General features: G+C 47.7%; 24 protein-coding genes. 7 read left to right on the top strand and 17 right to left on the bottom strand.

Features of this window, described 5'->3' with window-relative positions; genetic code table 11:
• Positions 1 to 16 precede the first annotated feature (16 nt).
• The 4 genes from QZZ54_RS06665 to gpmI are packed head-to-tail and all read right to left on the bottom strand — an operon-like array spanning position 17 to position 5,047.
• Entirely contained in the window at positions 17 to 931 is a 915-nt protein-coding gene (locus QZZ54_RS06665; protein ID WP_290700582.1) for a divergent polysaccharide deacetylase family protein, read from the bottom strand.
• Positions 928 to 2,265, bottom strand: a complete 1,338-nt coding sequence (locus tag QZZ54_RS06660; protein WP_290700580.1) for a S41 family peptidase — start codon at positions 2,263 to 2,265, stop codon at positions 928 to 930. Before QZZ54_RS06660 ends, QZZ54_RS06665 begins: the two co-directional genes overlap by 4 nt.
• Positions 2,266 to 2,318: 53 nt before the next feature.
• Entirely contained in the window at positions 2,319 to 3,461 is a 1,143-nt protein-coding gene (locus QZZ54_RS06655) for a peptidoglycan DD-metalloendopeptidase family protein (RefSeq protein ID WP_290700577.1), read from the bottom strand.
• Positions 3,462 to 3,496: 35 nt separating this feature from the next.
• On the bottom strand, positions 3,497 to 5,047 hold the full coding sequence (gene gpmI / locus QZZ54_RS06650) for a 2,3-bisphosphoglycerate-independent phosphoglycerate mutase (RefSeq protein WP_290700574.1): 1,551 nt from the start codon (positions 5,045 to 5,047) through the stop codon (positions 3,497 to 3,499).
• A 266-nt stretch (positions 5,048 to 5,313) separates the two neighbouring features.
• On the opposite strand from gpmI, the gene QZZ54_RS06645 reads away from it, so the two are divergent.
• The 3 genes from QZZ54_RS06645 to secB are packed head-to-tail and all read left to right on the top strand — an operon-like array spanning position 5,314 to position 6,498.
• Positions 5,314 to 5,727: a rhodanese-like domain-containing protein gene (locus tag QZZ54_RS06645; protein ID WP_290700572.1), complete on the top strand. Its 414-nt coding sequence runs from the start codon at positions 5,314 to 5,316 to the stop codon at positions 5,725 to 5,727.
• Between the two features lie 2 nt (positions 5,728 to 5,729).
• The gene (gene grxC, locus QZZ54_RS06640; RefSeq protein WP_290700643.1) at positions 5,730 to 5,984 is read left to right on the top strand and encodes a glutaredoxin 3; all 255 of its coding nucleotides are present in this window, start codon (positions 5,730 to 5,732) and stop codon (positions 5,982 to 5,984) included.
• Positions 5,985 to 6,009: 25 nt separating this feature from the next.
• Positions 6,010 to 6,498, top strand: a complete 489-nt coding sequence (gene secB / locus QZZ54_RS06635) for a protein-export chaperone SecB (protein WP_290700569.1) — start codon at positions 6,010 to 6,012, stop codon at positions 6,496 to 6,498.
• A 313-nt stretch (positions 6,499 to 6,811) separates the two neighbouring features.
• Here the strand turns inward: secB and trmL are convergent, their stop codons facing one another.
• The 4 genes from trmL to glnA all read right to left on the bottom strand — a co-directional run bounded on the left by trmL (position 6,812) and on the right by glnA (position 11,477).
• Positions 6,812 to 7,276 carry a tRNA (uridine(34)/cytosine(34)/5-carboxymethylaminomethyluridine(34)-2'-O)-methyltransferase TrmL gene (trmL, locus tag QZZ54_RS06630; RefSeq protein ID WP_290700566.1) on the bottom strand — a complete coding sequence of 155 codons (465 nt, stop codon included), beginning with the start codon at positions 7,274 to 7,276 and terminating at the stop codon, positions 6,812 to 6,814.
• Positions 7,277 to 7,330: 54 nt separating this feature from the next.
• Positions 7,331 to 8,755, bottom strand: a complete 1,425-nt coding sequence (gene glnG / locus QZZ54_RS06625) for a nitrogen regulation protein NR(I) (protein ID WP_290700641.1) — start codon at positions 8,753 to 8,755, stop codon at positions 7,331 to 7,333.
• A gap of 2 nt (positions 8,756 to 8,757) precedes the next feature.
• Positions 8,758 to 9,819 (bottom strand): nitrogen regulation protein NR(II), encoded by a 1,062-nt coding sequence (glnL, locus tag QZZ54_RS06620; protein ID WP_290700563.1) that lies wholly within the window; start codon positions 9,817 to 9,819, stop codon positions 8,758 to 8,760.
• A 254-nt stretch (positions 9,820 to 10,073) separates the two neighbouring features.
• A complete protein-coding gene (glnA, locus tag QZZ54_RS06615; RefSeq protein ID WP_290700560.1) occupies positions 10,074 to 11,477 on the bottom strand; it encodes a glutamate--ammonia ligase in 1,404 nt (467 codons plus the stop codon).
• Between the two features lie 439 nt (positions 11,478 to 11,916).
• Between glnA and typA the strand changes: the two genes are divergently transcribed.
• The 4 genes from typA to QZZ54_RS06595 all read left to right on the top strand — a co-directional run bounded on the left by typA (position 11,917) and on the right by QZZ54_RS06595 (position 16,156).
• Positions 11,917 to 13,734 (top strand): translational GTPase TypA, encoded by a 1,818-nt coding sequence (gene typA, locus QZZ54_RS06610; protein WP_290700557.1) that lies wholly within the window; start codon positions 11,917 to 11,919, stop codon positions 13,732 to 13,734.
• Positions 13,735 to 13,837: 103 nt separating this feature from the next.
• The gene (gene pip, locus QZZ54_RS06605) at positions 13,838 to 14,788 is read left to right on the top strand and encodes a prolyl aminopeptidase (RefSeq protein WP_290700554.1); all 951 of its coding nucleotides are present in this window, start codon (positions 13,838 to 13,840) and stop codon (positions 14,786 to 14,788) included.
• A 21-nt stretch (positions 14,789 to 14,809) separates the two neighbouring features.
• Positions 14,810 to 15,247 (top strand): D-aminoacyl-tRNA deacylase, encoded by a 438-nt coding sequence (dtd, locus tag QZZ54_RS06600; protein ID WP_290700551.1) that lies wholly within the window; start codon positions 14,810 to 14,812, stop codon positions 15,245 to 15,247.
• 15 nt (positions 15,248 to 15,262) lie between these two features.
• Positions 15,263 to 16,156 carry an AEC family transporter gene (locus tag QZZ54_RS06595; RefSeq protein WP_290700548.1) on the top strand — a complete coding sequence of 298 codons (894 nt, stop codon included), beginning with the start codon at positions 15,263 to 15,265 and terminating at the stop codon, positions 16,154 to 16,156.
• A gap of 88 nt (positions 16,157 to 16,244) precedes the next feature.
• Here QZZ54_RS06595 and QZZ54_RS06590 read toward each other — a convergent pair whose 3' ends face one another.
• The 9 genes from QZZ54_RS06590 to hisC form a co-directional block, all read right to left on the bottom strand.
• Entirely contained in the window at positions 16,245 to 16,526 is a 282-nt protein-coding gene (locus tag QZZ54_RS06590; protein ID WP_290700545.1) for a ComEA family DNA-binding protein, read from the bottom strand.
• Between the two features lie 82 nt (positions 16,527 to 16,608).
• Positions 16,609 to 17,316 carry an orotidine-5'-phosphate decarboxylase gene (gene pyrF / locus QZZ54_RS06585; protein WP_290700542.1) on the bottom strand — a complete coding sequence of 236 codons (708 nt, stop codon included), beginning with the start codon at positions 17,314 to 17,316 and terminating at the stop codon, positions 16,609 to 16,611.
• Between the two features lie 32 nt (positions 17,317 to 17,348).
• Complete coding sequence (gene lapB / locus QZZ54_RS06580) at positions 17,349 to 18,524, bottom strand: lipopolysaccharide assembly protein LapB (protein ID WP_290700539.1); 1,176 nt, start codon at positions 18,522 to 18,524, stop codon at positions 17,349 to 17,351.
• Between the two features lies 1 nt (position 18,525).
• Positions 18,526 to 18,831 (bottom strand): lipopolysaccharide assembly LapA domain-containing protein, encoded by a 306-nt coding sequence (locus tag QZZ54_RS06575; RefSeq protein ID WP_290700537.1) that lies wholly within the window; start codon positions 18,829 to 18,831, stop codon positions 18,526 to 18,528.
• 29 nt (positions 18,832 to 18,860) lie between these two features.
• Positions 18,861 to 19,160, bottom strand: coding sequence for an integration host factor subunit beta (gene ihfB, locus QZZ54_RS06570; protein WP_290700534.1), 300 nt, complete (start codon positions 19,158 to 19,160; stop codon positions 18,861 to 18,863).
• Positions 19,161 to 19,228: 68 nt separating this feature from the next.
• Entirely contained in the window at positions 19,229 to 20,905 is a 1,677-nt protein-coding gene (gene rpsA / locus QZZ54_RS06565) for a 30S ribosomal protein S1 (protein WP_290700532.1), read from the bottom strand.
• A gap of 26 nt (positions 20,906 to 20,931) precedes the next feature.
• On the bottom strand, positions 20,932 to 21,615 hold the full coding sequence (cmk, locus tag QZZ54_RS06560) for a (d)CMP kinase (RefSeq protein WP_290700529.1): 684 nt from the start codon (positions 21,613 to 21,615) through the stop codon (positions 20,932 to 20,934).
• A gap of 1 nt (position 21,616) precedes the next feature.
• Entirely contained in the window at positions 21,617 to 23,830 is a 2,214-nt protein-coding gene (locus QZZ54_RS06555) for a bifunctional prephenate dehydrogenase/3-phosphoshikimate 1-carboxyvinyltransferase (RefSeq protein WP_290700527.1), read from the bottom strand.
• Positions 23,827 to 24,930, bottom strand: coding sequence for a histidinol-phosphate transaminase (gene hisC, locus QZZ54_RS06550; protein ID WP_290700525.1), 1,104 nt, complete (start codon positions 24,928 to 24,930; stop codon positions 23,827 to 23,829). The genes QZZ54_RS06555 and hisC overlap by 4 nt, the downstream gene beginning before the upstream one ends.

The raw sequence follows: 24,930 nt of genomic DNA, 5'->3' as shown, positions 1-24,930 counted from the left end.
TTTAGAAAACTAAGAATTAGTTCGATTCTAACTGAGCATTACCGTTTTGGCGGGCCAAAGCCGTCTGGCAGCGTCCTTCATTTTGATCACAGACACTCTCTAACTTACGATCTGCTTGCTGAGCTTCAACCAGCCTTCTGGCTTCTGCCTGCTGAAACAAAAAAGCACTGGGTGACACCAACTGGATTCCCAACTCGCCAATCTTAGGCAGCGCATGCTTAAGATATTCAATAGTCACAGGGTATGGATGACAGATCAGAACAGCAAAGCCCTGTTCACGCGCCAGCTTTAGCCCATAACGAAATTGCTTATCAACAAAAGCCGTTGTCTGTTCGTGATCAAGAAAAACATCCCGCATAAGCCATGGGACTCCCTGAGAATAAGCAGATTTCCAGGCCATAGTCTTGGTGGTGGTTTTACTATCGAGAAAGAACAACCCCTGCTCTGCAAGAACCTCCATCACCCAGTCCATTTTCTGACGCCTTTGCGTCAACAAACTTCCCATGTGATTATTAACCCCGGCAACATAAGGAACCGCTTCAATATTCCCACGCAACATTTTTTTTAATTGCTGATGGGTCATATCGTCGGTCAGACCTCCCGGACCTAGCTTCAGGTGCGCAGTATTCGCCATAGGAGCATGCAACATAACCTCTTTACCCTGACCATAAGCCATCTCAGCCAGCGCAACACTGTGAGGCGTATGCGGCAATACCGAATAAGCCACTGGCCCAGGCAGATTGATGGCAGCAATACCCTGCTCAAGATTATTCCCCACATCATCAACAATAATAATCAGACGGGATGACTCCGTATCAGCGGCTACCGGCTGAACGATGACAGTCAGTAAAATAGCACTCCCAAGAACTCCGGAAATAAACAGATCAAACAGCCGAAGGCAGCGTCTCACTGAACTCTCAATACGTTTCACTGAACGGCGCTTTCCATTTCAGGCTGTTCGACTGCGGCAAACGGCTTAATAATTGATAACGCCTTGAGCAGATTGAAGGCCTCATAAAGCTGAAAGTCTTTTTCTGCCAGAGAGGTTCGAAGCTGGGCATCAGTATCAACATCCTCAGGCCCGTTCTCAAGGTGACCACTAAGATCACGTTCCTTAAGGTAATTGCCAGACTCTTTGAGACTGATATTGGCGTCAGCTACATAGATATCAGGCACAATACCCTGAGCCTGAATAGAGCGACCATTCGGTGTGTAATAACGTGCAGTCGTTAATTTCAATGCCCGCTTTTTTGTAAGCGGAAGAATTGTCTGCACAGAGCCTTTACCGAAGCTATCTACACCCATAACTATAGCCCGAGCATGGTCCTGAAGCGCTCCGGCTACAATTTCAGACGCAGAAGCTGAACCTTGGTTGATCAAGACAACAAGCGGCAAACTGCTATCCACTAATGTTTTCGTGGTGGCGTTGTAGCGTAGCTCTGAATTTTCCACCCGGCCCTGAGTGTAAACAATCAAGCCCTGATCAATAAAGCTATCACTGACCTCAACCGCCGCACGTAATACCCCACCCGGATTGTTTCTCAGATCAAGAACCAGTCCTCTAAGGTCCGATTCGTCTTGAAGTCGCTCAATCGCTTTTAACAGATCCTTACCCGTATTCACCTGAAACTGGGTAATACGCAGATAACCGATGCCGTCGTCCAGCATCCGCTGTTTAACACTGGCCACACGGATCACATCCCGCACCACCATAATCTCCAACGGTTTATCTTGGCCTTCCCGGACGACTGTCAACAGCAGCTCTGAACCAGGCTTACCCCGCATCAGCTTGACCGCATCGCCAAGTTCCATCCCCTGAACCGACTGGTCCCCCAGTTTGATAATCAGATCACCCGCTTTAACGCCGGCCCGATACGCGGGAGTATCATCTATAGGAGCAATAACCCGTATAAAACCGTTTTCCATGCCCACTTCAATACCCAGCCCACCAAACTCTCCACTGGTGTGACTCTGCAAATCAGAAAAGGCATCCGCCTCAAGATAGGCAGAGTGGGGATCAAGCCCCGCTAACATACCCCGCACTGCACTTTCCAGCAGCTCGGCATCGTCAACAGGCTCAACATAGGAATTTTTAATACGCTCAAATACTTCGGTAAACAGACGGATCTCTTCCAGCGGAATACTCTTAACCTGTTCTGCCTCAGATACAGCGTCTGCTGCAAACAGCGCAGTTGCCGATCCGCTTAGCACACAAGCTAGCAACAGAGGTTTAGTAAGGCTGGAAAGCTGTTGCTTCAGCGTCATGACTCATCCTTTTATTACATCTGTTAAATATTGAAATAGCATAACCGCTACGGCTACCTTCTCGCTAGCCATTTCAGCGGATCTGTAGAATTTCCTTTATATCTCAAAGCAAAATATAAACCCGGCTTGGTACTACCGCCACTGCTGCCTACGGTCGCCAGTTGATCTCCACCGGAGACCCACTCACCCACTTCCCGTAGCAACGACTCATTATGACCATATAAGCTCATATAACCGCCACCATGATCTACTATGGTCAACAACCCGTAACCACGCAACCAATCGGAAAAGACTACTCTGCCATGATGTATCGCTTTGACCGGCTGACCCGAGCGCTGGGATAGCAGTATCCCTTCAAAACGAATGCCACTACTTTTACTACCAAACCGGCGACTTAAACTACCTTTCGCCGGCCAGGGTAAGCGTCCTTTTAACTCTCGGAAAGAACGGTCATTACCCCCCAGGGATATCTTTTCAATGGAGGAGCGAATCTGGGTCAGAAGCTGTTCCAGCCGCTGCTGATCAGCCTGCAATGATTTCAGTTGCTGACTTCCGCTACTCAGCTTTTTTTCCAATTTACTCAGTACAATCCGACGCTCTTTACGAACCAACTCAAGATCATCTGAACGAGCTTTCAACAGATCCCTGCGATCAAAGATATCCTGTTGAGCAGAACGAATATCATTCTCCGCCTGTTCAAGCTGAATCAGTCCTTCACGAAAATTCTGCAACCGTTGGCTCAGGGTTTGATTAATTCGATCGTAATATTGCAGCATCCGGGATACCTGTTCAGGATCTCGCTGATTTAATAACAGCTGCAGGCGGGGCTGGGTTCCGGTTTTGTACTGCTGGCGCAGCTGCTCTTCCAAGCGAATAGCTTCCTGTTTGAGCGACTTAAGCAAAGGAGCTTTTTTCCGCTCAAGTTTTTTTAAACGAGCTTCAGCCCCTTTCAACTGTTTATTCAGTCGCAGGATTTCCTGAGCTAACTCACCGATCGATTTATCACTGCGGCGAAGTTTCTGTTGCACCGACTTACGCTCACCTTTTAAAGCCCCCAGTGTATTAACCAGCTCAGAGATGCTTTTTTTAAGCGAAGTGATTTGTGTTTCTGTTGCCTTTTCCTGAGCGGCAAACACAGGCATACAAAGGCTCAGTAACAGCGTTGTCAGAAATACGGTTAACAATTTTTTCTGCATATATAGAAAGGCCGTTCAATGAACGGCCCGAATCCTTATCCTAATTGTATTAATGACCGACCGGTCATTTCCGCCGGTTGCTCCAGCGACATCAGACTAAGCAACGTCGGCGCCAGGTCGCAAAGCGAGCCATCTGCCAGTTTTACTTCGGCTTTACGGGGTCCGTCATACACTAGGGCGACTGGCCAGATGGTATGCGCCGTATGCGCCTGCCCGGTTTTTGGGTTGACCATCAATTCAACATTACCGTGATCTGCTGTAATCAGAGTTTCACCATCAACCGTTTCCATCGCTGCCAAGACTTCAGCAATACATTTATCGATCACCTCAACTGCTTTAACCGCCGCAGCGAAATTACCGGTATGTCCGACCATATCTGGATTGGCAAAATTACAAACAATCAGATCGTACTTACCGCTGGTAATTGCCTCAACCAGTTTTTCAGTAACTTCAGGAGCACTCATCTCTGGCTTTAGATCATAGGTTGCCACATCCGGCGACGGCACCAGAATTCTATCTTCTCCCGTATAGGGCTGTTCTTCGCCACCGTTAAAAAAGAAAGTAACGTGGGCATACTTCTCTGTTTCGGCAATCCGCAATTGAGTCTTACCCTGCTGAGCAAGAAAATCCCCTAAGCTATTAAACAACTTAACCGGAGGATAAGCACAACTTGCATCAATGTCGGATGCATACTGAGTCAGCATGACAAAATCAGAAAGTTCAGGAACTGCGCTACGGGTAAAGCCATCAAAATCACGATCAACAAAAGCCCGGGTGATCTCTCGGGCACGGTCTGGCCGGAAATTGGCGCAGATAACGGTATCGTTATCACGAATCAACCCTTTCGGCTGACCGTCTGTACCAATAATAGTAGTTGCCTGAACAAATTCATCATTTTCATCACGCTCGTAAGCGTTGGCCAGCGCATCCAGAGCAGAGGTTTCATAACAGGGCGAAAGACCTTTGGTCATAGCATCGTAAGCTAGCTGCACCCGATTCCAACGATTATCACGATCCATGGCGAAATATCTGCCAACAACCGTTGCAATAGCACCCCGGCCTAACTCATTAAATTTGGCTTCAGCCGCTTTAATTGATGACTCAGCACTGCGCGGGGGCATATCCCGACCATCCAAAATAGCGTGGAGATAAACCTGTTTAGCGCCTCGCTTAACCGCCATCTCCAGAAGTGCAAACATCTGTTCTTCGTGGCTATGTACACCACCCGGCGACAAAAGACCTGTTACATGAACAGCCCCATCAGCGGAAATCGCTTTGTCTATCGCCTCAATTAGCACGGCATTCTCAAATAAAGCGCCCTCTTCTACCGCTTTGTTGATACGGGTAAAGTTTTGGTAGACCACCCGGCCAGCACCAATATTCATATGTCCGACTTCGGAGTTACCCATCTGCCCATCTGGCAATCCTACAGCCAACCCTGATGTTGCTATTCGGCTATTAGGCGCTTCGGCCATCAGCCGATCCCATGTGGGAGTATTAGCGGTCGCCAGGGCACTGGATTCAGTCTGTTCTACACCAAGTCCATCAAGAATAATTAACGCTTTCGGGGCACGCAGGTTAGTCATAGGGATCTTTTCATTTTGAGTGATTGCAGAGACTGAACATTTTACTGAGAAAACACCCAGATGGCGAATTCCGCTCTACTAATCCCACTCACAACAACAGAATATTCAGTTTGCTCATAAGATCGTTGTGATTGACAAATTTTCATCAGGAATTCACCTCAGAGCTGTTACCAGTTTCGTTCCGGCAAGGTATACTTACCGGCTTCAAAAACTCTCACCGCGATCCACTTTAGATTAAAGGGCTCGCAACTGGCCGGATATTGATAATGGAACAAGTGCTCGAATTCATCGACAACAATTTTATGATTGTGGCAGCCTGGGCTCTGACTTTGGCAATGTTGCTGTGGACAGAACAGAACAAGGCTGGCAAATCCGTAGGCACCCATGAAGCCACCCGGTTGATCAACAAAGAGAACGCCATCGTTCTCGATATCCGTCCTAAGAAAGAGTATTCCACCGGCTATATAACTAATGCGATCCACATCCCTGCGAGCGATCTGGACAACCATCTTACAGAGCTGGAAAAGTATAAGCAGAAGCCCATTATTGTCGTCTGTAATATTGGCCAGACTGCCGGTGCCACATCCAAGAAACTGAAAACACTGGGCTTTGAAAATGTTGTCCGCCTTTCCGGCGGGATGACAGAATGGAAGGCCCAGAGCCTACCGGTTATAAAATAACGATGCCGACTATCACTCTCTACAGCAACAACTGGTGCCCTTTTTGTCGGCGCGCTAAGATGCTGCTTGACCACAAAAGCGCCGCGTATAACGAGATCAACATTGACGCAGCACCCAGCGCCCGTCAGGAAATGATTGAGCGAAGTGGGCGTACGTCAGTACCGCAAATTTTTATAGACGAACTTCATGTCGGTGGGTGCGATGATCTATTTGCCCTTGAACAACAGGACAAACTAGACCCGCTATTAGCCGACTAGACAACCCTTAAAGGATAATAAAACCATGGCTGAGAACGAACAGAACACTCAAGAACAGCAAGCTCCACAGTTTGCAATTCAGCGCGTTTACCTGAAAGACGCTTCTTTTGAAGCCCCTAATTCACCACAAATATTTACTAAACAGTGGCAGCCAGAGATCAACCTGGATATGAATACTGCCACTGCTAAACTGGATGAGACCGTTTTTGAAGTAATACTGACCCTGACAGTTACTGCAAAAAATGATGGCGACACCGCATTCTTGGTTGAACTTCAGCAAGCAGGCATCTTCACTGTTTCCGGTCTAGCCGATGCTGAACTGCATCACACCCTGGGAGCCTTCTGCCCAAGCATCCTGTTCCCTTATGCACGGGAAGCGATCGACAACCTGGTAAACAAAGGCAGTTTCCCTGCTCTGATGCTGTCACCGGTTAACTTCGATGCATTGTACGCTCAGCAAATGCAACAGCAGCAAGCTGAACAGGCAACAGCTGAAGAAGCGCCGCAGCACTAAAATCCGCGCACACATCTTTTAGAAAATCCGGTAGCAGAATTGTTATCGGATTTTTTTATGCCTTTAAAATGTGCGCGAGTAGCTAGACGCGGCTGCGCCACTTGCTCGTGGCTAGAAAAAGCAAGAAAACTCGACCACACCAAGCCCGAACAGCCTTTATGATTCTAAGCTAGAGGTTGGCGCAACACCTAACCCCTCGGTTCAGCGGAGCATTGCAGCTCAGGAGGAGATTAAGCGGGACTGACTAAATCCAGCTGCGGCTTTCATAAAAATCAGCTTGGCTTAGATTTATCGCTGAGAGCTCGTTAATCTCTTATGTATTCCCACCAAAATCCAACTGACGCCAGGCTTCATAGACCATTACGGCCACGGTATTGGAAAGATTCAAACTCCGGCTATCGGCATTCATCGGCAACCTAAGACGCTGATCCGCTGGCAGACTATCAAGGACCTCCCCCGGTAATCCACGGGTTTCCGGACCAAACAACAGCACGTCTCCTGCAGAAAAAGCCACACTCGAGTAGTTTTGGCTACCTTTTGTCGTCAACGCCCAAACCTTGCCTTGATCAAGCTCTGACAGACAACTATCCAGATCTGCGTAGCGCTTTACCTGAGCAAACTCATGGTAGTCCAATCCGGCACGTCTCAATTTTTTATCATCGAAGTCAAAGCCGAGCGGTTCAATCAAATGCAACTGAAAACCAGTATTGGCACAGAGGCGTATGATATTTCCGGTGTTAGGTGGTATTTCGGGTTGGTACAGCACAACATGAAGCATAAAAAAATCCCTGACTCTCACGAGGCAGGGATTATAGCTGAAACAGAGGCAAGATTACTCCTCTAACGTTTCCGGGACACTATCCATTCCCAGCTCTTTAATTTTTCGGGTCAATGTATTTCGGCCCCAGCCAAGCAACAAAGAGGCATCCCTGCGACGACCAGCCGTCTGCTTTAGAGCAGCTTCGATCATGATCTTTTCAAATGCTGGAACTGCGGTATCCAGTATTCCAGAGCACCCCTGCTGAAGTTGTTGTTCTGCCCAGTTTCGTAGCGCTTTCTCCCAGTTAGACGTAATTACCTGCTCTTCCCCGGTTTGCTCCAGCAACTCCGGCGGCAGATCGCTGATCAAAACTTCCCGACCGGACGCCATTACCGTCAACCAACGACAAGTATTTTCAAGCTGACGGACATTCCCCCGCCACGGCAAACTACAGATAAATTCTTCCGTATCCGGGTGTAATAATTTCGACTCAACATTCAGCTCTTCAGCTGAGGTCTGAAGGAAGTGGCGAGTCAAACGGGGGATATCTTCCCGACGCTCAGCCAGCTTAGGGATATGGATTCTAATGACATTAAGACGATGAAAAAGGTCTTCACGGAAGCGACCTTCCTGCACCAGCTTTTCCAGGTCCTGGTGAGTTGCCGCAATAATCCGCACATCTACTTTAACCGAAGTATGCCCACCGACTCGGTAAAACTCCCCCTCCGCTAACACACGTAACAAACGGGTTTGGGTATCTGCGGGCATATCACCAATTTCATCAAGAAAAAGCGTGCCACCATCAGCCTGTTCAAAACGCCCCGGGCGAGCAGCCGCCGCACCGGTAAAGGCCCCCTTTTCATGACCAAACAGTTCTGACTCAATCAAATCTTTAGGAATCGCCGCCATATTCAACGGAATAAAGGGCGATGCTGAACGAGGACTGTGCTGGTGCAACGCATTTGCAACCAGCTCTTTACCGGTACCAGAGTCACCATTTATCAATACCGTTATATTTGACTGTGACAGGCGACCTATGGCCCGAAACACCTCTTGCATCGCAGGTGCTTCGCCGATAATTTCTGTTTGAGCTTCAGGCTCTTCAGCGCGTTGCTCCTGCTGTTCACGGGCATGTTCAACAGCTCGAAGCACAAGCGCAGAAGCCTCATCAATATCAAAAGGCTTTGGCAGGTATTCAAAAGCACCGCCTTTATAAGAAGCGACAGCACTGTCCAGATCAGAGTGAGCCGTCATAATAATGATAGGTAGCTCAGGATGCTCATCAGTCACCCGCTCTAAAAGCTCGAGACCATCAATACCTGGCATGCGAATATCACTGACGACTACATCCGGAACCTCACGCTGAAGCTGCTGCAGCATACTGTCACCACTCTCGAACAGCGTGACTTTGACACCCTCTCTGGACAGTGCTTTATCCATCACCCAGCGAATAGAACGATCATCATCTACAATCCATACAGATGCAGCCTTAGTCATCATTATTGCTCCAGGGGTATTAGAAGTTGAAAACAGGTTTTACCGGGTAAACTATCGCATTCGATCAGGCCCCGGTGCTGCGCCAATACAGATTGCGCAATGGATAATCCAAGCCCAGTACCCGCCGCACGACCACTCACCATCGGATAAAATATTTTTTGCAGAATTTCTTCAGGAATTCCCGGCCCGTTATCCGTAATTTCAACACAGCAAACCAGGCGATGCATCTCTGCACCCAAGGTTAAATTTCTTACGACACGGGTACGTAACAGTATCTGTGGATCTTCAGTACCCGCTTCCTGCAATGCCTGCATACTATTGCGCATAATATTCAACATCGCTTGGATTAACTGCTCCCGATCACCCATAAATTCAGGCAGACTTGGATCATAGTCTCGCTGCATGTTGATATCACCACCACTTTCAGCACTTACAAGACTACTAACATGCTCCAGAATCGCATGAATATTCACCTCTTCCAGACGCGGCATTTTGTGAGGGCCTAATAACCTATCGACCAGATTGCGGAGTCGGTCAGCCTCTTCGATAATTACCCGGGTATATTCATGCAGAGACTCATCGGGCAACTCTCGCTCGAGTAACTGCGCAGCACCCCGCAAGCCACCCAACGGATTTTTAATCTCATGAGCCAATCCACGCACAAGAGAAATCACGGTCTCATGGTTACTAAGTAACTCTTCTTCTCTGGAGATTCTAATCAGCCGATCCCGAGGAGTCAGTTCAATCAAAACCAGGCGGCCATATTTCTGAGGCATAGGATTCACACTATAATCAATAGTGATTTCCTTCCCTGCCAAAGTCACCAGCTTAGCTTCACGCTTAGTAAAAGGATGACCCTTTTCCAACGCCCCAGCCAGAGCGTTATGATCATCATCAACCATAAACCACTCATCGAAAGGCAACTGCCGTAACCGTCGCGCACTGGCTTCCAATAACATCTCTGCTGATGGATTCATATACACCAACTCAAGCTGACCATTCACCAGAACAGTCGCTGTCGCCAGGTTATCCAGTATGTGTTTATGCAGTTCCAGTGTGTTCATTTATGACCCTAGGTCTCAAGAAAGCGGGCATCCCAGTTTTCTTTCCAGAAAAGTAACAATTAACTAGTAATAGCAAGAAGCAAACCAACTCGGGGAAAATCAACAAATAAGCATAGTTTCGAGGATCTATAGCTGTTCAATAGAAGTTTGGCCGTCTACTTAACCATAGCATGCGCACCAAATTAGTGCGCAGATTTTTGACACATAAAAAAAGCCTCCATAAAGGAGGCCTTTTTACTCGCTAATCCGAGAGATTAAACGGAGTAGTAAAGATCAAACTCAATCGGGTGAGTCGTCTGACTTACTCGCTCACACTCTTCAGTTTTCAAAGTAATATAAGCATCGATCATGTCGTTGGTGAATACACCACCGGCAGTCAGGAACTCACGATCATTATCCAGAGCAGCCAGCGCTTCTTCAAAAGAAGCAGCAACCGTTGGAATAGCCAGCGCTTCTTCAGCAGGCAGATCATAAAGATCTTTATCCGCAGCATCGCCAGGGTGGATCTTATTCTGAATACCGTCAAGACCAGCCATCATCAGTGCGGCAAAGCACAGATAAGGGTTAGCAGAAGGATCAGGGAAGCGAGTTTCGATACGGAACGCCTTAGGATTAGTCACGTATGGAATACGGATAGAAGCAGAACGGTTACGGGCAGAGTATGCCAGCATAACAGGTGCTTCAAAACCTGGAACCAGACGCTTGTATGCGTTGGTAGACGAGTTCGTCAGAGCGTTTAGCGCTTTAGCGTGCTTGATGATACCGCCAATGTAGAACAGAGCCGTTTCACTCATACCTGCATAAGCATCACCGTGGAAGATGTTTACGCCATCTTTAGACAGAGACTGATGAACATGCATACCAGAACCGTTATCACCTACTAGCGGCTTAGGCATAAAGGTCGCTGTCTTACCGTATGCATGAGCTACGTTATGTACACAGTACTTCAGAACCTGTACTTCGTCAGCTTTAGCTGTCAGCGTATTTGGCCCTACACCGATCTCACACTGGCCCGCAGTTGCAACTTCGTGGTGATGAACTTCGATAGTCAAACCCATAGCCGACATCGCATCGCACATAGCAGCACGCAGATCATGCAGAGAATCAACCGGTGGGACTGGGAAATAACCACCCTTAACCCGTGGACGGTGACCCGTATTACCACCTTCATAGCTATTGTTAGTGGACCATGAAGCTTCTTCAGAACCGATAGTGTAACCACAGCCACTGATATCAGCATGCCATTTAACTTCATCAAACACGAAGAACTCAGGTTCAGGACCGAACAAAGCGCTATCAGCGATTCCGGTAGACTTCAGATAAGCCTCTGCTCGTTTAGCAACAGAACGTGGGTCACGCTCATAACCTTGGCCGGTTGTAGGTTCTACAATGTCGCAACGAACGATAATCGTAGTATCTTCAGCAAATGGGTCCATAACAGAAGCAGAATCGTCTGGCAGCAGAATCATGTCTGACTCGTTAATACCTTTCCAGCCACCGATGGACGAACCATCAAACATCTTACCTTCATCGAAGAAATCTTCATTCACTTCAGTTACAGGGATAGTGACGTGCTGCTCTTTACCGTGAGTATCGGTAAAACGCATATCAACCCACTTAACATCATGCTCTTTAATCAGATTAAGAGTCTCTGACATTTGACTTTCTCCACTAGATTATATTGCCAGACACTTGCCTGTTATGTACTGCGGCTTTTTTACCAAGCCGACCAACAAGCAAGCCATTATTCCGTTTTTATAAGGCAAAGGGCATGCCAGCTTATCTTAACTCCCTAAGCCCGCACTACAAGTTAGCCAGACCGAACGTTATCGTTCAAACAGCCCAACCAAATTAGTGCACCAATTAGGGGAAACGCCCCAAAATAGCGCAACATATATATTGTTGCCATAACTCAATGCATGCCGCCTCAAAAAGGTGCCAACATAATACTCCATCAAAATGGACTTATCCTCTAAAACAGAGCAACAAACCAGAAAAAAAACTATTTTCATCTTTCTCTACACAAGAAAGCCACCGCTACGACTTAACTCATGTATAATGCGCGCCTTATTATATAGTCTGCACAGGTTCCCAGACGTGATTGAACAATTAAGAAACATCGCCATCATTGCCCACGTTGACCATGGTAAAACTACTCTGGTTGATAAACTTCTTGCACAGTCCGGAACCCTGGGCCGTCGTGACGAAGGCACCGAACGAATCATGGATTCGAACGACCAGGAAAAAGAACGTGGTATTACCATCCTGGCGAAGAACACCGCCATTGAGTGGAATGACTACCACATCAACATCGTAGACACTCCGGGACACGCCGACTTCGGTGGTGAAGTTGAACGAGTTCTGTCTATGGTTGACTGTGTTTGCCTGCTAGTTGATGCGGTTGACGGCCCTATGCCTCAGACGCGCTTCGTAACTCAGAAAGCATTCGATCAGGGCCTACGCCCAATCGTTGTAGTCAACAAGATTGACCGTCCTGGCGCACGTCCAGATTACGTTATTGATCAGGTTTTTGAACTGTTTGATAGCCTGGGTGCAACCGATGAGCAACTAGACTTCCCAATCATCTATGCGTCTGCCCTGAACGGTATTGCTGGCATAGAGCCTGATCAGATGGCTGACGATATGACGCCGCTGTTTGAGGCCATTATTGAGCACGTTGATCCACCAAAAGTAGATATCGAAGGTCCTTTCCAGATGCAGATTTCTGCACTGGACTATAATAGCTACGTCGGTGTAATCGGTGTTGGCCGTATCGCCCGCGGTACAGCCAAGCTAAACCAGCCAGTTAAAATCATCGATGTTAACGGCAAGGTACGTAACGGTAAGCTCCAGAAAATCATGGGCTACCTTGGCCTTGATCGGATTGACGTTGAATCCGCACGTGCAGGCGACATTGTCTGCGTTACTGGTATCGAGGTGCTTAACATCTCCGATACTCTGTGCGATCCGTCACAAGTAGAAGCACTGCCACCATTGTCTGTTGATGAACCAACCGTATCGATGACCTTCCAGGTTAACGATTCCCCGTTCGCTGGACAGGATGGTAAGTTCGTCACCAGCCGAAACATCAAAGATCGTCTGGATCGCGAACTGATCCATAACGTTGCACTGCGTGTTGAGCCAGGCGAGTCACCTGAGAAATTCCAGGTAGCGGGCCGTGGCGAACTCCACCTGTCAGTACTGATTGAATCTATGCGCCGTGAAGGCTTCGAGCTGGGAGTTTCCCGTCCTGAAGTAATTCAGAAAGAAGTTGATGGAGAGATCCACGAGCCGTTCGAAACCGTTCTAATCGACGTTGAAGAACAGCACCAGGGAAGCATCATTGAAGAGCTGGGCAAACGTAAAGCTGATATGACCAATATGGAAGTTGATGGAAAAGGACGTGTACGTCTGACCTTCCTGATGCCTTCTCGCGGTCTGATCGGTTTCCGTTCTATGTTCATGACGATGACTTCCGGTAGCGGCATCATGACTTCTGTATTCGACCACTATGGTCCAGTAAAACAGGGCGAAGTGATCAGCCGTACTAATGGCGTTCTGGTTTCCATGGTATCCGGTAAAGCACTGGCATACTCTTTGTGGAACCTACAAAGCCGAGGCCGTCTCTGCGTAGTCCCTAACATCGATGTTTATGAAGGTATGCTGCTGGGAATTCACAGCCGTAACAACGACCTTGCAGTTAACCCGATCAAAGGTAAGCAGCTGACAAACGTCCGAGCTTCAGGTACCGATGAAAACATTCAGCTGACACCGTCAATCAAGTTTACCCTTGAGCAGGCGCTGGACTTTATCGAAGACGACGAACTGGTGGAAGTAACACCAAACTCAATCCGTCTGCGTAAGAAGCTGCTGACTGAAAACGCACGTAAGCGTCAGGGACGCTCAGGTAAATAAGCGCTTGTAGCCTTACGAAACCTCGCGTGTAAATAGCCCGGACAGCGACCACTGTTCCGGGCTATACTCCCGGTGTCTGGATCGACTCTTTAGGACACCATCGATGAATACCCTTTATCCTGATATCAATCCCTATAAACAGCACCAGCTTGCTGTTGATGGAACTCATACTCTCTACATAGAAGAGAGCGGTAACGCTCAGGGAATCCCTGTTCTGTTTATCCACGGCGGCCCCGGTGGCGGCACCAACAGCTTCAATCGCTGTTTTTTTGACCCCGAAAAATACCGAATAATTCTCTTTGATCAACGTGGCTGCGGCCAATCTACTCCCCATGCCAGCTTGGCGGGCAACACCACTAAGAACCTAATTGCTGATATTGAAGTAATCCGTGAACATCTGAACATCGACCAGTGGTTACTGTTCGGTGGGTCATGGGGCTCAACCCTGAGCCTTCTTTACGCAGAAGCTTACCCTGAAAGGGTTCTTGGAATGATCCTGCGAGGTATATTCCTTTGCCGCGAGCAAGATATTCACTGGTTTTATCAGCAAGGTGCCAGCGCAATATTCCCCGACTACTGGCAGGATTACCTCACAGAGATACCTGTTGATGAACAGGGTAACATGCTCACTGCTTACTACCAGCGCCTGACCTCTGACAACGAAATTGCCAGAATGTCCGCGGCTAAAGCCTGGTCTGTATGGGAGGGACGCTGCTCTACACTCGACCCTAATCACGACGTAGTCGAGCATTTTGGCGATCCCCATGTCGCCCTTGCCATGGCTCGTATAGAGGCACACTACTTTATCAATCATGCATTTATCGAACCCGATCAGATTATCCGTAACGCTGGCAAAATAAAGAACATCCCAACGGTTATCGTCCACGGCAGGTATGACATGGTGTGCCCCATTGAGCAGGCCTTTGCTCTTTATGAGGCCCTACCTCAGGCAGAACTTCATATCGTAAGAGATGCCGGCCACAGTGCTCTGGAACGAGGAATAACCGACAATCTGATAAAAGCGACTAAACAATTTGCTTTATCAAGAGCATAAGCAAGAGGCTAGGGCAGAACATTGAAGGCTCTGATACAGCGGGTTCAATCCGCATCGGTTGATATTGAAGGACAACGCAAGGGTGAAATAGGCCCAGGCATACTGCTTCTGCTAGGGGTGGAAAAAACCGACACAGAAGTAAGCGCGGATAAATTGCTACAGAAGATTTTGAATTACCGTATTTTCGCCGACGCCGAAGGTAAGATGAATCTCAACCTGCAGCAACGTGAAGGAGGATTATTGATCGTATCTCAATTCACGCTGGTTGCTGAAACCACCAAAGGACTTCGACCCGGTTTTTCCAAAGGAGCCAGCCCGGCTCACGGCGAAGCGCTCTACGACCACTTTGTCCGACAGGCTCATATGCTCCACCCTGATATCGCTACCGGTCAGTTTGGAGCTAATATGCAGGTAAACCTGACCAACGACGGACCTGTGACCTTCATTCTCGAAAGCTAATTAGATGGATAGCTAATGGATAGTACTGCCCTAGCGCTGGCCGAACGAATATTTCTGACTGTGTTCCCGCTGTTCGCAATTGTTCTCTGCGGATACCTTTATGGACGCTATAAAAAGCCAGACATGGCACTGGCTAATCAACTGAATATGGACATCTTCGTTCCAGCGCTGATCTTCTTTGTCCTGTCCGATAAATCTTTCGACCTAGTCAGGTATCAATCTCTGGCAATGGGCGCTGCTCTGGTGATACTAGGTTCGGGACTACTACTCTGGCCCTTTTGCCGCCTTTTGAAAGTACAGGCAAAAACATTTCTGCCACCCATGATGTTCAGCAACAGCGGAAACCTGGGCCTACCCCTGATCATTCTGGCGTTTGGCGAACACGCACTACCTGCCGCAATTATGCTGTTCATCGTCGAGATGACGCTACATTTCACGTTGGGCATCTATATGATGGATCACAAAACCAACCCCTGGCGGCTACTGCGGATGCCCATCATCATCGCCACCATCGCCGGTTTAAGCTGGAGCAGTCTCAATCTGACCGTGCCTGCCTCTATAGCCTCCGCACTGGATATGCTGGGGCAGATATCGATCCCTCTGTTACTGTTCACTTTAGGTGTCAGGCTCATTACTGTCGATTTTAGCGCCTGGCGTATTGGCGTAACCGGTGCTCTACTCTGCCCTTTAGCAGGAATATTGGTCGCTTATGCCGCGCAACAGCTACTGCATCTAAGCCCTGATCAATTTGCTTATCTCATTATCTTTGGCGCATTACCACCTGCCGTACTCAACTACATAGTGGCAGAGCAATATAATCAGGAGCCAAAACAGGTTGCTTCAATTGTACTACTTGGCAACATGGGCGCTCTGTTCTTCATCCCAGCCACATTAGTCTTTGTACTCTAAAGTCAGTACTACAAAATCAGCACTATAAAAAAGGCTGCCGATGGCAGCCTTGGGTATAAAGGTTTACAACCTCAACGTTTTTTAAGTACTACTGTGAATCCTCAACAGCGATCACTTGCAGATTTTTAGTGACAGTTGAGCTACCTATCCCCTTCACCTTAGCCAGGTCATCAACTGTTTTAAATGGCCCATTGGTTTCGCGAAAATCAACAATCGCCTGAGCCTTCGCTGGCCCAATACCCTGCAGCATCTCTACCAACACATCAGTTGGCGCCGTGTTGATATTCACCATAGGCCCAGCTAAAACATTAAAAGGCAATGTCAGACAGAGGGTCAGTAAAAACGTTTTAATTAATGAATTCCATTTCATCGTTGTTTCCTTTGTTTAGCTAAAAAAAGAGCCGGTAAAAATACCAGCTCTTAATAAATAGCACAATTTTCAAAGGTGACAACTAGCGTGCCGCAAGGATCTCAGCTTCAATACTCTTTAGAGCCTCTACCGGCATCGCTGCGCGGGTAATTGGACGACCGATAACCAGATGCGTACTGCCTGCATTAATCGCTTCACCGGGTGTCATAATACGCTTCTGATCGCCGACTTCAGCATCTGCCGGACGAATTCCCGGGGTTACTAGCTGAAATTCTGGTGTAACAATTTTTCGTAATGGAGTAACTTCCTGAGCGGAACAAACAACACCGTCAAGCCCACTATTCTGAGTCAGAAGCGCAAGTCGTTTCACATGTTCTAATGGCTCAATATCTAAACCAATATCTACTAGGTCCTGACGCTCCATACTGGTCAGAACGGTGACCGCAATTAGCAATGTCTCAGACCCATTGACCTGATCTAATTCATTGCGCGCCATCTCCATCATCCGACGACCGCCTGACGCATGAACGTTAACCATCCACACACCCATTTCAGCCGCCGCCCGAACAGCCTTGGCAGTTGTATTGGGAATATCATGGAATTTCAGATCTAAAAAAACCTCAAAACCTTTCTTATGCAGCGCTTCGACTACTTTAGGCCCAGCTCGGGTAAACAGTTCTTTACCCACTTTGACACGACATTTTTCAGGATCCAGCTGATCAGCCATACTCAGGGCGGATAGCTGATCCGGATAATCAAGCGCAACGATAACCCGTTTAACATCATTCATTCAGTTATATCTCATACAGATTATGGCCCAGGCTACTCACCCTCAAGACCCTGGATCGGTTTGACTGTCCCCCAGCTCTGACAGGAGGGACATTGCCAGTGCAGCGATTTTCCAGAAAAACCACACCGCTGGCAATTATACACAGGCTTACTCAGCTGCAACTGCCCAGTAAGCCCCCTCAACACCATAAGGCTTTCATTAGCCCCTTTAGACGCATGAGCAATATACAGATCTATCAGCTGATTAAAACCTTTAATGGAGGGGCGATGCTTCAACTGATCAGTAATAAAAGCCCCGGCAGGATACGCACCATCACGCTCAAAAATACAATCGGCCACAGCCAGCATAATAGTTGTCGAAGGGGTTTTAATCAGCCATTGTTTCATCAGGCGCTCAAACTCAGGCAGCTGGTTAATCTCTCGGTAACACTGCTTCAAACGTTTAATGGTTTCTGACAGAAACACAGGATCTTGACTGACAACCCGCTTAAACTCTTTAATTGCAGCTTTCCAATCCTGCTGCTTCATCGCTATATCAGCGAGTAATAAACTGGCACGTACCGCTGATTTATCATAGGTCAAAGACATTCTGAGTTTTTCAGTCGCATGACGATAACGCTGCTGCTGAATCAACCCTTCCGCCAACTCACAACAGTAATGACTGAGTTCAACCTCAATCCCCTGTAACTCTGATTTCATCAACTGATTTGCCAAATCTAACGCCTGCTGCCACTCCTGCTCTTTTTCATAAAGCCGAATCAACAACGACATAACCTTTTGATGAATATCAGGCCCCGGACGTTGAGCTTTAATCTCTAACAACAGATTTTCAGCGCGATCAAGTAAGCCTACGGCAAAATAGTCCCGGGCCAACGCCATCTGTATACGCAGAAAATCATGCCGTGAAAGATCAGAACGCGCCAGCAAACTTTGATGAATTTGTATTGCTTGCTCCACATCACCTTTCTTTCGAAACAGCTTTGCAAGTGCAATATGTGCAGGAATAGTTGAGGAATTAATCTCTAGCGCACGGATAAAGCTTTCGATCGCTTTATCCGTATTCTCGCTTAACAGGTAATCGAGTCCCTGAAAATACTCTTGCTGAAGAGATTGCTGTGCAGGCTTCTTACCCGTTGCCTGCCAACGCCCCAGAAACCAGCCCGCAGCTATCGCAATAAACAGCGGTATAATAAACAGGTATTCAGACATCTCAGGCAGGGCGATTCAAAGAAGCTGTGCGCAGCTTATCCAGCTCTTTATCGGCAGCATTAATCTTACGACGAGCAGATTTCAGCTTAAGCTTTAATAGCATAACAAACAAACCACTCACCAAAACACCAGCAACGCCGCCAATAACAAAGCTCGCCATTAGCCATAAGGAAAGGCTCGCTTCAGGCAGAGTTACAAAAAACAGATTAATAGATACAAGCTCTGTATTCAGCGTAGCAAAGGTCCAGCCACAGAATAGAAATGCAATACAAAGAATCAGTACCAGTAGCGTTTTCAACCAACGCATTATTTACCCCTTATTAGTTGTTTCGTCTTTCAAGAACGGCCGTTATTCAGGCTATCATTTACCTGCTCACGAAGCTCTTTACCGGGCTTAAAATGCGGTACATATTTAGCATCCAGAGATACTGAATCACCGGTCTTTGGATTACGTCCTACCCTTGGTGCACGAAAGTGCAGGCTAAAACTGCCAAATCCCCTGATCTCAATCCGATCTCCCTCCGAAAGAGATTCAGTCATATGGTCCAGCATAGTTTTAACAGCTAGCTCTACATCTTTGATAGACAGCTGTTCATTCTGGTCTATCAAACGCTCGATCAGTTCAGATTTAGTCATGGTCACCCCCTGACATTATTGGCTTGGAAAATATCCACACCTCATCAGACTCAATATGTTTCATAATTCTATTTCTTATCCAGCTGAGCTTTAATCAGATCACCGATAGTCATCGGCCCTGAAGACTCAACCTGATGTTGCTTAATTACTTCCAGTGCTTGTTTTTCCTGCTGCTTCTCTAACTGCTTTATTGAAAGAGCTATATTTCGGCTGCGCCTGTCAATATTTGTAATCAGTACATCAATAACACTATCTGTACTGAAGAGTTTGTTCAAATCATCTATCCGCTCAAAAGAGACTTCCTGTGATTTAACAGTACCTTCTATCCCTTCAGCTAACTCTAAGGTCAAATATTTCGGTTCCACCTTAATAATTTTACCGCTGACGACTTTACCCTTCTCATTGGCAGAGGCAAATTCTGAGAAAGGATCGCTACCCAACTGCTTTATTCCTAGCGAAACACGCTCTCGCTCAGAGTCCACCGCCAGAATAACCGCGTCAACGGTATCACCTTTCTTATAGGCCTTCACAGCCTCTTCACCATCCATATCCCACGACAGATCAGAGATATGAACCAAACCATCAATACCGCTTTCAAGGCCAACAAAAACACCGAAGTCAGTAATCGACTTAATCATTCCGGAAACTTCGGTACCTTTAGCATAGGTCTCTGCAAAGGCATCCCATGGGTTAGCTTTACACTGTTTCATTCCCAGAGAGATACGTCGACGCTGATCATCTATAGTCAGAATCATAACCTCAATCTGATCACCAACCTGTACGACCTTGGACGGATGAACATTTTTATTTGTCCAATCCATCTCAGAAACATGTACTAAACCTTCAATGCCAGTCTGAATTTCCGCAAAACAACCATATTCAGCCAGATTACTAACCTTAGCTGAAACTTTGGTACCCACCGGGTTACTGCTCTTAAACTCATCCCAGGGGTCAGCAGTCAGTTGCTTCATACCCAGTGACACACGACCTTTCTCACGATCATAGCGCAGTACTTTCAGATCAATCTCATCGCCAACACTTAACAGCTCGCTCGGATGCTTAACCCGTTTCCAGGCGATATCAGTAATATGTAGCAAGCCGTCTACACCACCCAGGTCGATGAAAGCACCATAGTCTGTCAGGTTCTTAACCAGACCTTTAACGGCCATACCCTCGTCCAAGGTAGCCAGTAGCTTATCCCGCTCTTCATTATAGGCGGTTTCAAGTACGGCTCTACGGGATACAACGATGTTATTGCTTTTAGCATCCAACTTAACCAGCTTGAATTCTAATTCTTGATTTTCTAAATGAGAGGTATCGCGAAGCGGACGAATATCGACCAGAGAACCCGGTAAAAAAGCACTGACTGAATTTACACCGACGGTAAAGCCGCCACGTACCTTGCCAGTAATACGACCCGTAACAATTTCATCATTCTCAAGCGCATTTTCAAGCACTTGCCAGGCTTCAGCACTTTTGGCTTTATCACGGGACAGTTGCGTCTCGCCAGAGCCATCTTCGAGGGAAACCAGTGCAACCTGCACCTGATCACCGACGGCAATGCTTAATTCACCATTATCATCAAGGAACTGACTACGAGGAATAGCACCTTCAGATTTAAGTCCTGCATGGACAACAACAAAGTCGCCGTCAATGGCGACCACATCTCCGGTTATGATTGAGCCCGGCTGCATATCCAGCTCTTTTAGGCTCTCTTCAAACAGTTCCGCAAAACTATTACTCATACCGGCTAAACCTCGTATTTTTGCCGTTAACGCAAACCCTTATGTCTCGCCTGATCCAGTACAGATGCTAAAACCTGCTCGATACTTAATTCGGTAGTATCAAGGGAGATAGCGTCCGTAGCCGGCTTTAGAGGCGCTACTTCACGGTTCATGTCACGCGCATCCCGAGCCTGAATATCCACCAATATTGCCTGAAGACTAGCACTCAGTCCCTTATTTATCAACTGGTTATACCGACGATCTGCACGCTCTTCAGCGCTGGCTGTCAGATACACTTTCAACTGAGCCTGCGGAAACACCACCGTCCCCATATCACGGCCATCGGCAATCAGACCCGGTTCTGAGACAAATGCCCGTTGGCGTTCCAGCAGCGCTTCCCGCACAGGACCTAATGCAGCAACGATAGATGCGTCGGCTCCACACTCTTCCGTACGGATAATATTGGTCACTTCCTCACCTTCAAGAATGATTAAAACCTCATTCTGATTAGCAGGTGTTTCAAACTGAACATCAAGGTGTGCAGCCAGAACGACCAGCGCATCCTCATCATCAAGCGCCACTCCATGATGGCGGGCAGCCAGAGCGACCAATCGATACAGTGCGCCACTATCCAGCAAATTCCAGCCCAACTCTCTTGCCAGCAAACTACAAATTGTTCCCTTTCCTGACCCGCTAGGACCATCAACCGTAATAACTGGGAAATTTCCCATGCTATTTCTCCTCTTTGCGAACCTGGATACCTACCTGCTGAGCCAACTCAACAAAGTTAGGGAATGATGTCGATACATTCGCACACTCACGGATCTCGATAGCCCCTTTAGCTCTGAGTGAAGCGATAGTAAATGACATGGCGATCCGATGATCATCATGACTTTCAATAACACCACCACCCATTTCACTTCCCCGGATAATTGCACCATCCGGTGTACCTTCAATATCAGCACCCAGGACTTTCAGCCCATCGACCATCGCCTGAATACGATCACTCTCTTTTACCCGCAGCTCTTCAGCACCGGCTAAAACCGTTTCACCTTCTGCACAGACCGCTGCAATAAACAGTGCAGGAAACTCATCAATAGCGAGGGGAACCTGGTCTTCAGGTATCTTAATGCCTTTCAACGGCGCATAACGAATTCGGATGTCAGCCACTGGCTCACCGCCCACTTCCCGCTCATTAAGTAGCTCAAGGTTACTACCCATCGCCCGCAGAATATTGATAACACCGATTCGGGTTGGATTTATACCAACATGCTCCAGCGTAATATCTGAATCCGGACAGATAGCCGCAGCAACCATGAAGAATGTTGATGAGGAAATATCCGCAGGCACATCAATTTTAGCCGCGGTTAATGAACCACCACCGGACAGAGACACCTTATTTTTATCTACATCAACCTGATAACCGAAACCGCGCAACATCCGCTCTGTGTGATCCCGTGTCGGCGCGGGCTCAATGACCGACGTCTCGCCTTCAGCATAAAGACCGGCAAGCATGACACAAGATTTCACCTGAGCACTGGCCATCGGCATTTCATAATTGATCGCTTTAAGCTGTTGTCCGCCTTTAATTCGCACAGGAGGACAACCATTCTCACCGGTTTCAACCACTGCACCCATCAATCTCAACGGTTTAGCAACACGCTCCATCGGTCGCTTGCTCAGAGAAGCGTCGCCGCTCAACTCAGAGTCAAAAGACTGACCGGCCAACAATCCAGACATTAATCGAATTGTGGTACCGGAGTTACCTACATAGATTGGCCTGGGTGGCTTCTGCAAACCATTGATACCCACCCCGTAGATTTTCACTTCACCCTGATGAGGCCCTTCTATGACAACCCCCATATCGCGAAAAGCCTGAAGCGTTGCCAGACTATCTTCCCCTTCAAGGAAGCCGGTCACCTCAGTAACACCATCCGCCAATGATCCCAGCATAATTGAGCGATGGGAGATCGATTTATCACCAGGTGCTCTAATGCTGCCCTGTACTTTACCGCCCGGCTGGGCAAAAAATGTAGTTTCTTTAGTTGTCATATTTTGAGTGTAGGCTGAGCCTGATAATATTTTTGTAAAATGCTCGCGAGATGCTTTTGCTCGGGTAAAAATCCCAAGCATCGCACGACTGTCTTCGGACTCAATGGCTGATCGCAGCCGATTCAATCCGGTCGAAAATTCGTCAATCTTTTGTAGTATGGCCTGTTTATTTGCCAAACCAACATCATGCCACATCGTTGGATCACTGGCGGCAATTCGGGTAAAGTCCCTGAAGCCTCCCGCAGCATAACGGAAAATATCGGTACAATCCTGTTCCTGAGCCAGCGTATCAACCAGAGAAAACGCCAGCAGATGAGGTAAATGACTGGTGGCAGCCAACACTTCATCATGCCTCTCAACATCCATCCGTAATACTTGTGCACCAACCCCCTGCCACATTCTTGAAACCAGCGTAACGGCTTCCGGATCACTCTGTGGCAGTGGCGTTATAATGACCTTATGATGCTCAAAGAGTGTTTCATCTGCAGCTGCAACTCCGCTTTTTTCTAATCCAGCAATAGGATGCCCGGGAATAAAACGCTGTGGAACCGAACCAAACAGAGCTTCAGCTGCTCTTACTACGTTACCTTTTACACTGCCAACATCGGTTATGATCGTTTCGGGGCGTAGTGCAGGCTTAATGTCAGCCAGTACAAACTCCATCGCTTTTACCGGTACCGCCAAGACAATGAGATCGGCCTGCCTTACCTCATCGAGAAGATCGGAAGCGATATTATCAACCACGCCCAAACGTAAGCCTGTTTCCAGTTCATCCGCGTCCCTGTCATAACCGACGACGGTTTTACAGATCCCTCGCACTCGCAACGCCTTAGCCAGAGAGCCGCCAATCAGACCCAGACCAATAACCAATACCCGCCCCGTCAGGAAACTCACTTTTTTAACACCTTAGCGAAAGCCTCCAGACAACGACTATTCTCGTCCGGCAACCCAATTGTCACACGTAGATGATTTGGCATTCGATAGTTAGCAACCGGCCTTACAATCACCCCTTCGAGTAATAACGCATCGTAGAGTGAAGTCGCGTTCTGACCACAATCAATCGTAATAAAATTACCTACTGAAGGTATCCAGTTTAACCCCAGCTTAGCAAAGCCCTGCTCCAACTGAGCCATTCCGGCAGTATTATTACTGACGCTTCGCAACAAGTAAGCTGAATCGTCTAACACTGCCGTTGCCGCTGCCAAGGCGGGAACATTAACATTGAAGGGCTGCCTAATCCGGTTCAGCAGATCTGTAATCTGCGCATTAGCCACCGCATAGCCCATTCTAAGAGCCGCTAATCCATATGCTTTTGAAAAAGTACGGGTAACAATCAGGTTAGCAAACTCGCCAAGTAATTTTAGGCCACTTCCGTAGTCTGCTTCAGTCACATACTCGGCATATGCCTCATCGAGAACAACCACAACCGATTCAGGCACTTTCGCCATGAAAGCCCTAAGAGCCTCAGCACTGAAATAAGTACCGGTCGGGTTATTAGGGTTTGCCAGATAAATCACCCGGGTTTTGTCAGTTACCGCTGCAGCCATCGCATCCAGATCATGCCCCCAATTCAACGCAGGCGTCACGACAGCCTTTGCGCCTAAAGATTGGGCCACTAGCATATAGACAACGAAAGAGAATTCAGAGTAGATCACTTCATCACCTGGCAATACAAAGGTCCTGCCAATCAGATCAAGCACATCATTCGAGCCATTTCCCAGAGTAATTGTCTCTGGCGTAAAACCATACCGCTCTGACAACACCTGTTTCAATCGAAAGCCGCTGGCATCGGGATAGCGGCAAGCGTCATTTAGACTAGCGGCAGCTGCGTCCATTGCTTGCTGACTTGGCCCCAGAGGGTTTTCATTACTCGCCAGCTTAATACTATTGGTGATACCTAGCTCTCGCTCCAACTCTTCAACCGGCTTTCCCGGCTGATATGGATGAAGCCCCTGTATACCGGGTGTAGCCAGTGCATAAAAATCAGATGCCAT

Source organism: Amphritea sp. (genome assembly GCF_016744155.1).
Classification (GTDB): Bacteria; Pseudomonadota; Gammaproteobacteria; order Pseudomonadales; family Balneatricaceae; genus Amphritea.
This window is presented reverse-complemented; position numbering and strand designations above follow the sequence as displayed.

Excerpts from the sequence above, each read along its gene's own strand:
- QZZ54_RS06660 (WP_290700580.1), bottom strand. The coding sequence starts at position 2,265 with ATGACGCTGAAGCAACAGCTTTCCAGCCTTACTAAACCTCTGTTGCTA.
- QZZ54_RS06655 (WP_290700577.1), bottom strand. The coding sequence starts at position 3,461 with ATGCAGAAAAAATTGTTAACCGTATTTCTGACAACGCTGTTACTGAGC.
- gpmI (WP_290700574.1), bottom strand. The coding sequence starts at position 5,047 with ATGACTAACCTGCGTGCCCCGAAAGCGTTAATTATTCTTGATGGACTT.
- QZZ54_RS06645 (WP_290700572.1), top strand. The coding sequence starts at position 5,314 with ATGGAACAAGTGCTCGAATTCATCGACAACAATTTTATGATTGTGGCA.
- grxC (WP_290700643.1), top strand. The coding sequence starts at position 5,730 with ATGCCGACTATCACTCTCTACAGCAACAACTGGTGCCCTTTTTGTCGG.
- secB (WP_290700569.1), top strand. The coding sequence starts at position 6,010 with ATGGCTGAGAACGAACAGAACACTCAAGAACAGCAAGCTCCACAGTTT.
- trmL (WP_290700566.1), bottom strand. The coding sequence starts at position 7,276 with ATGCTTCATGTTGTGCTGTACCAACCCGAAATACCACCTAACACCGGA.
- glnG (WP_290700641.1), bottom strand. The coding sequence starts at position 8,755 with ATGACTAAGGCTGCATCTGTATGGATTGTAGATGATGATCGTTCTATT.
- glnL (WP_290700563.1), bottom strand. The coding sequence starts at position 9,819 with ATGAACACACTGGAACTGCATAAACACATACTGGATAACCTGGCGACA.
- glnA (WP_290700560.1), bottom strand. The coding sequence starts at position 11,477 with ATGTCAGAGACTCTTAATCTGATTAAAGAGCATGATGTTAAGTGGGTT.
- pip (WP_290700554.1), top strand. The coding sequence starts at position 13,838 with ATGAATACCCTTTATCCTGATATCAATCCCTATAAACAGCACCAGCTT.
- QZZ54_RS06595 (WP_290700548.1), top strand. The coding sequence starts at position 15,263 with ATGGATAGTACTGCCCTAGCGCTGGCCGAACGAATATTTCTGACTGTG.
- QZZ54_RS06590 (WP_290700545.1), bottom strand. The coding sequence starts at position 16,526 with ATGAAATGGAATTCATTAATTAAAACGTTTTTACTGACCCTCTGTCTG.
- pyrF (WP_290700542.1), bottom strand. The coding sequence starts at position 17,316 with ATGAATGATGTTAAACGGGTTATCGTTGCGCTTGATTATCCGGATCAG.
- lapB (WP_290700539.1), bottom strand. The coding sequence starts at position 18,524 with ATGTCTGAATACCTGTTTATTATACCGCTGTTTATTGCGATAGCTGCG.
- QZZ54_RS06575 (WP_290700537.1), bottom strand. The coding sequence starts at position 18,831 with ATGCGTTGGTTGAAAACGCTACTGGTACTGATTCTTTGTATTGCATTT.
- ihfB (WP_290700534.1), bottom strand. The coding sequence starts at position 19,160 with ATGACTAAATCTGAACTGATCGAGCGTTTGATAGACCAGAATGAACAG.
- rpsA (WP_290700532.1), bottom strand. The coding sequence starts at position 20,905 with ATGAGTAATAGTTTTGCGGAACTGTTTGAAGAGAGCCTAAAAGAGCTG.
- cmk (WP_290700529.1), bottom strand. The coding sequence starts at position 21,615 with ATGGGAAATTTCCCAGTTATTACGGTTGATGGTCCTAGCGGGTCAGGA.
- hisC (WP_290700525.1), bottom strand. The coding sequence starts at position 24,930 with ATGGCATCTGATTTTTATGCACTGGCTACACCCGGTATACAGGGGCTT.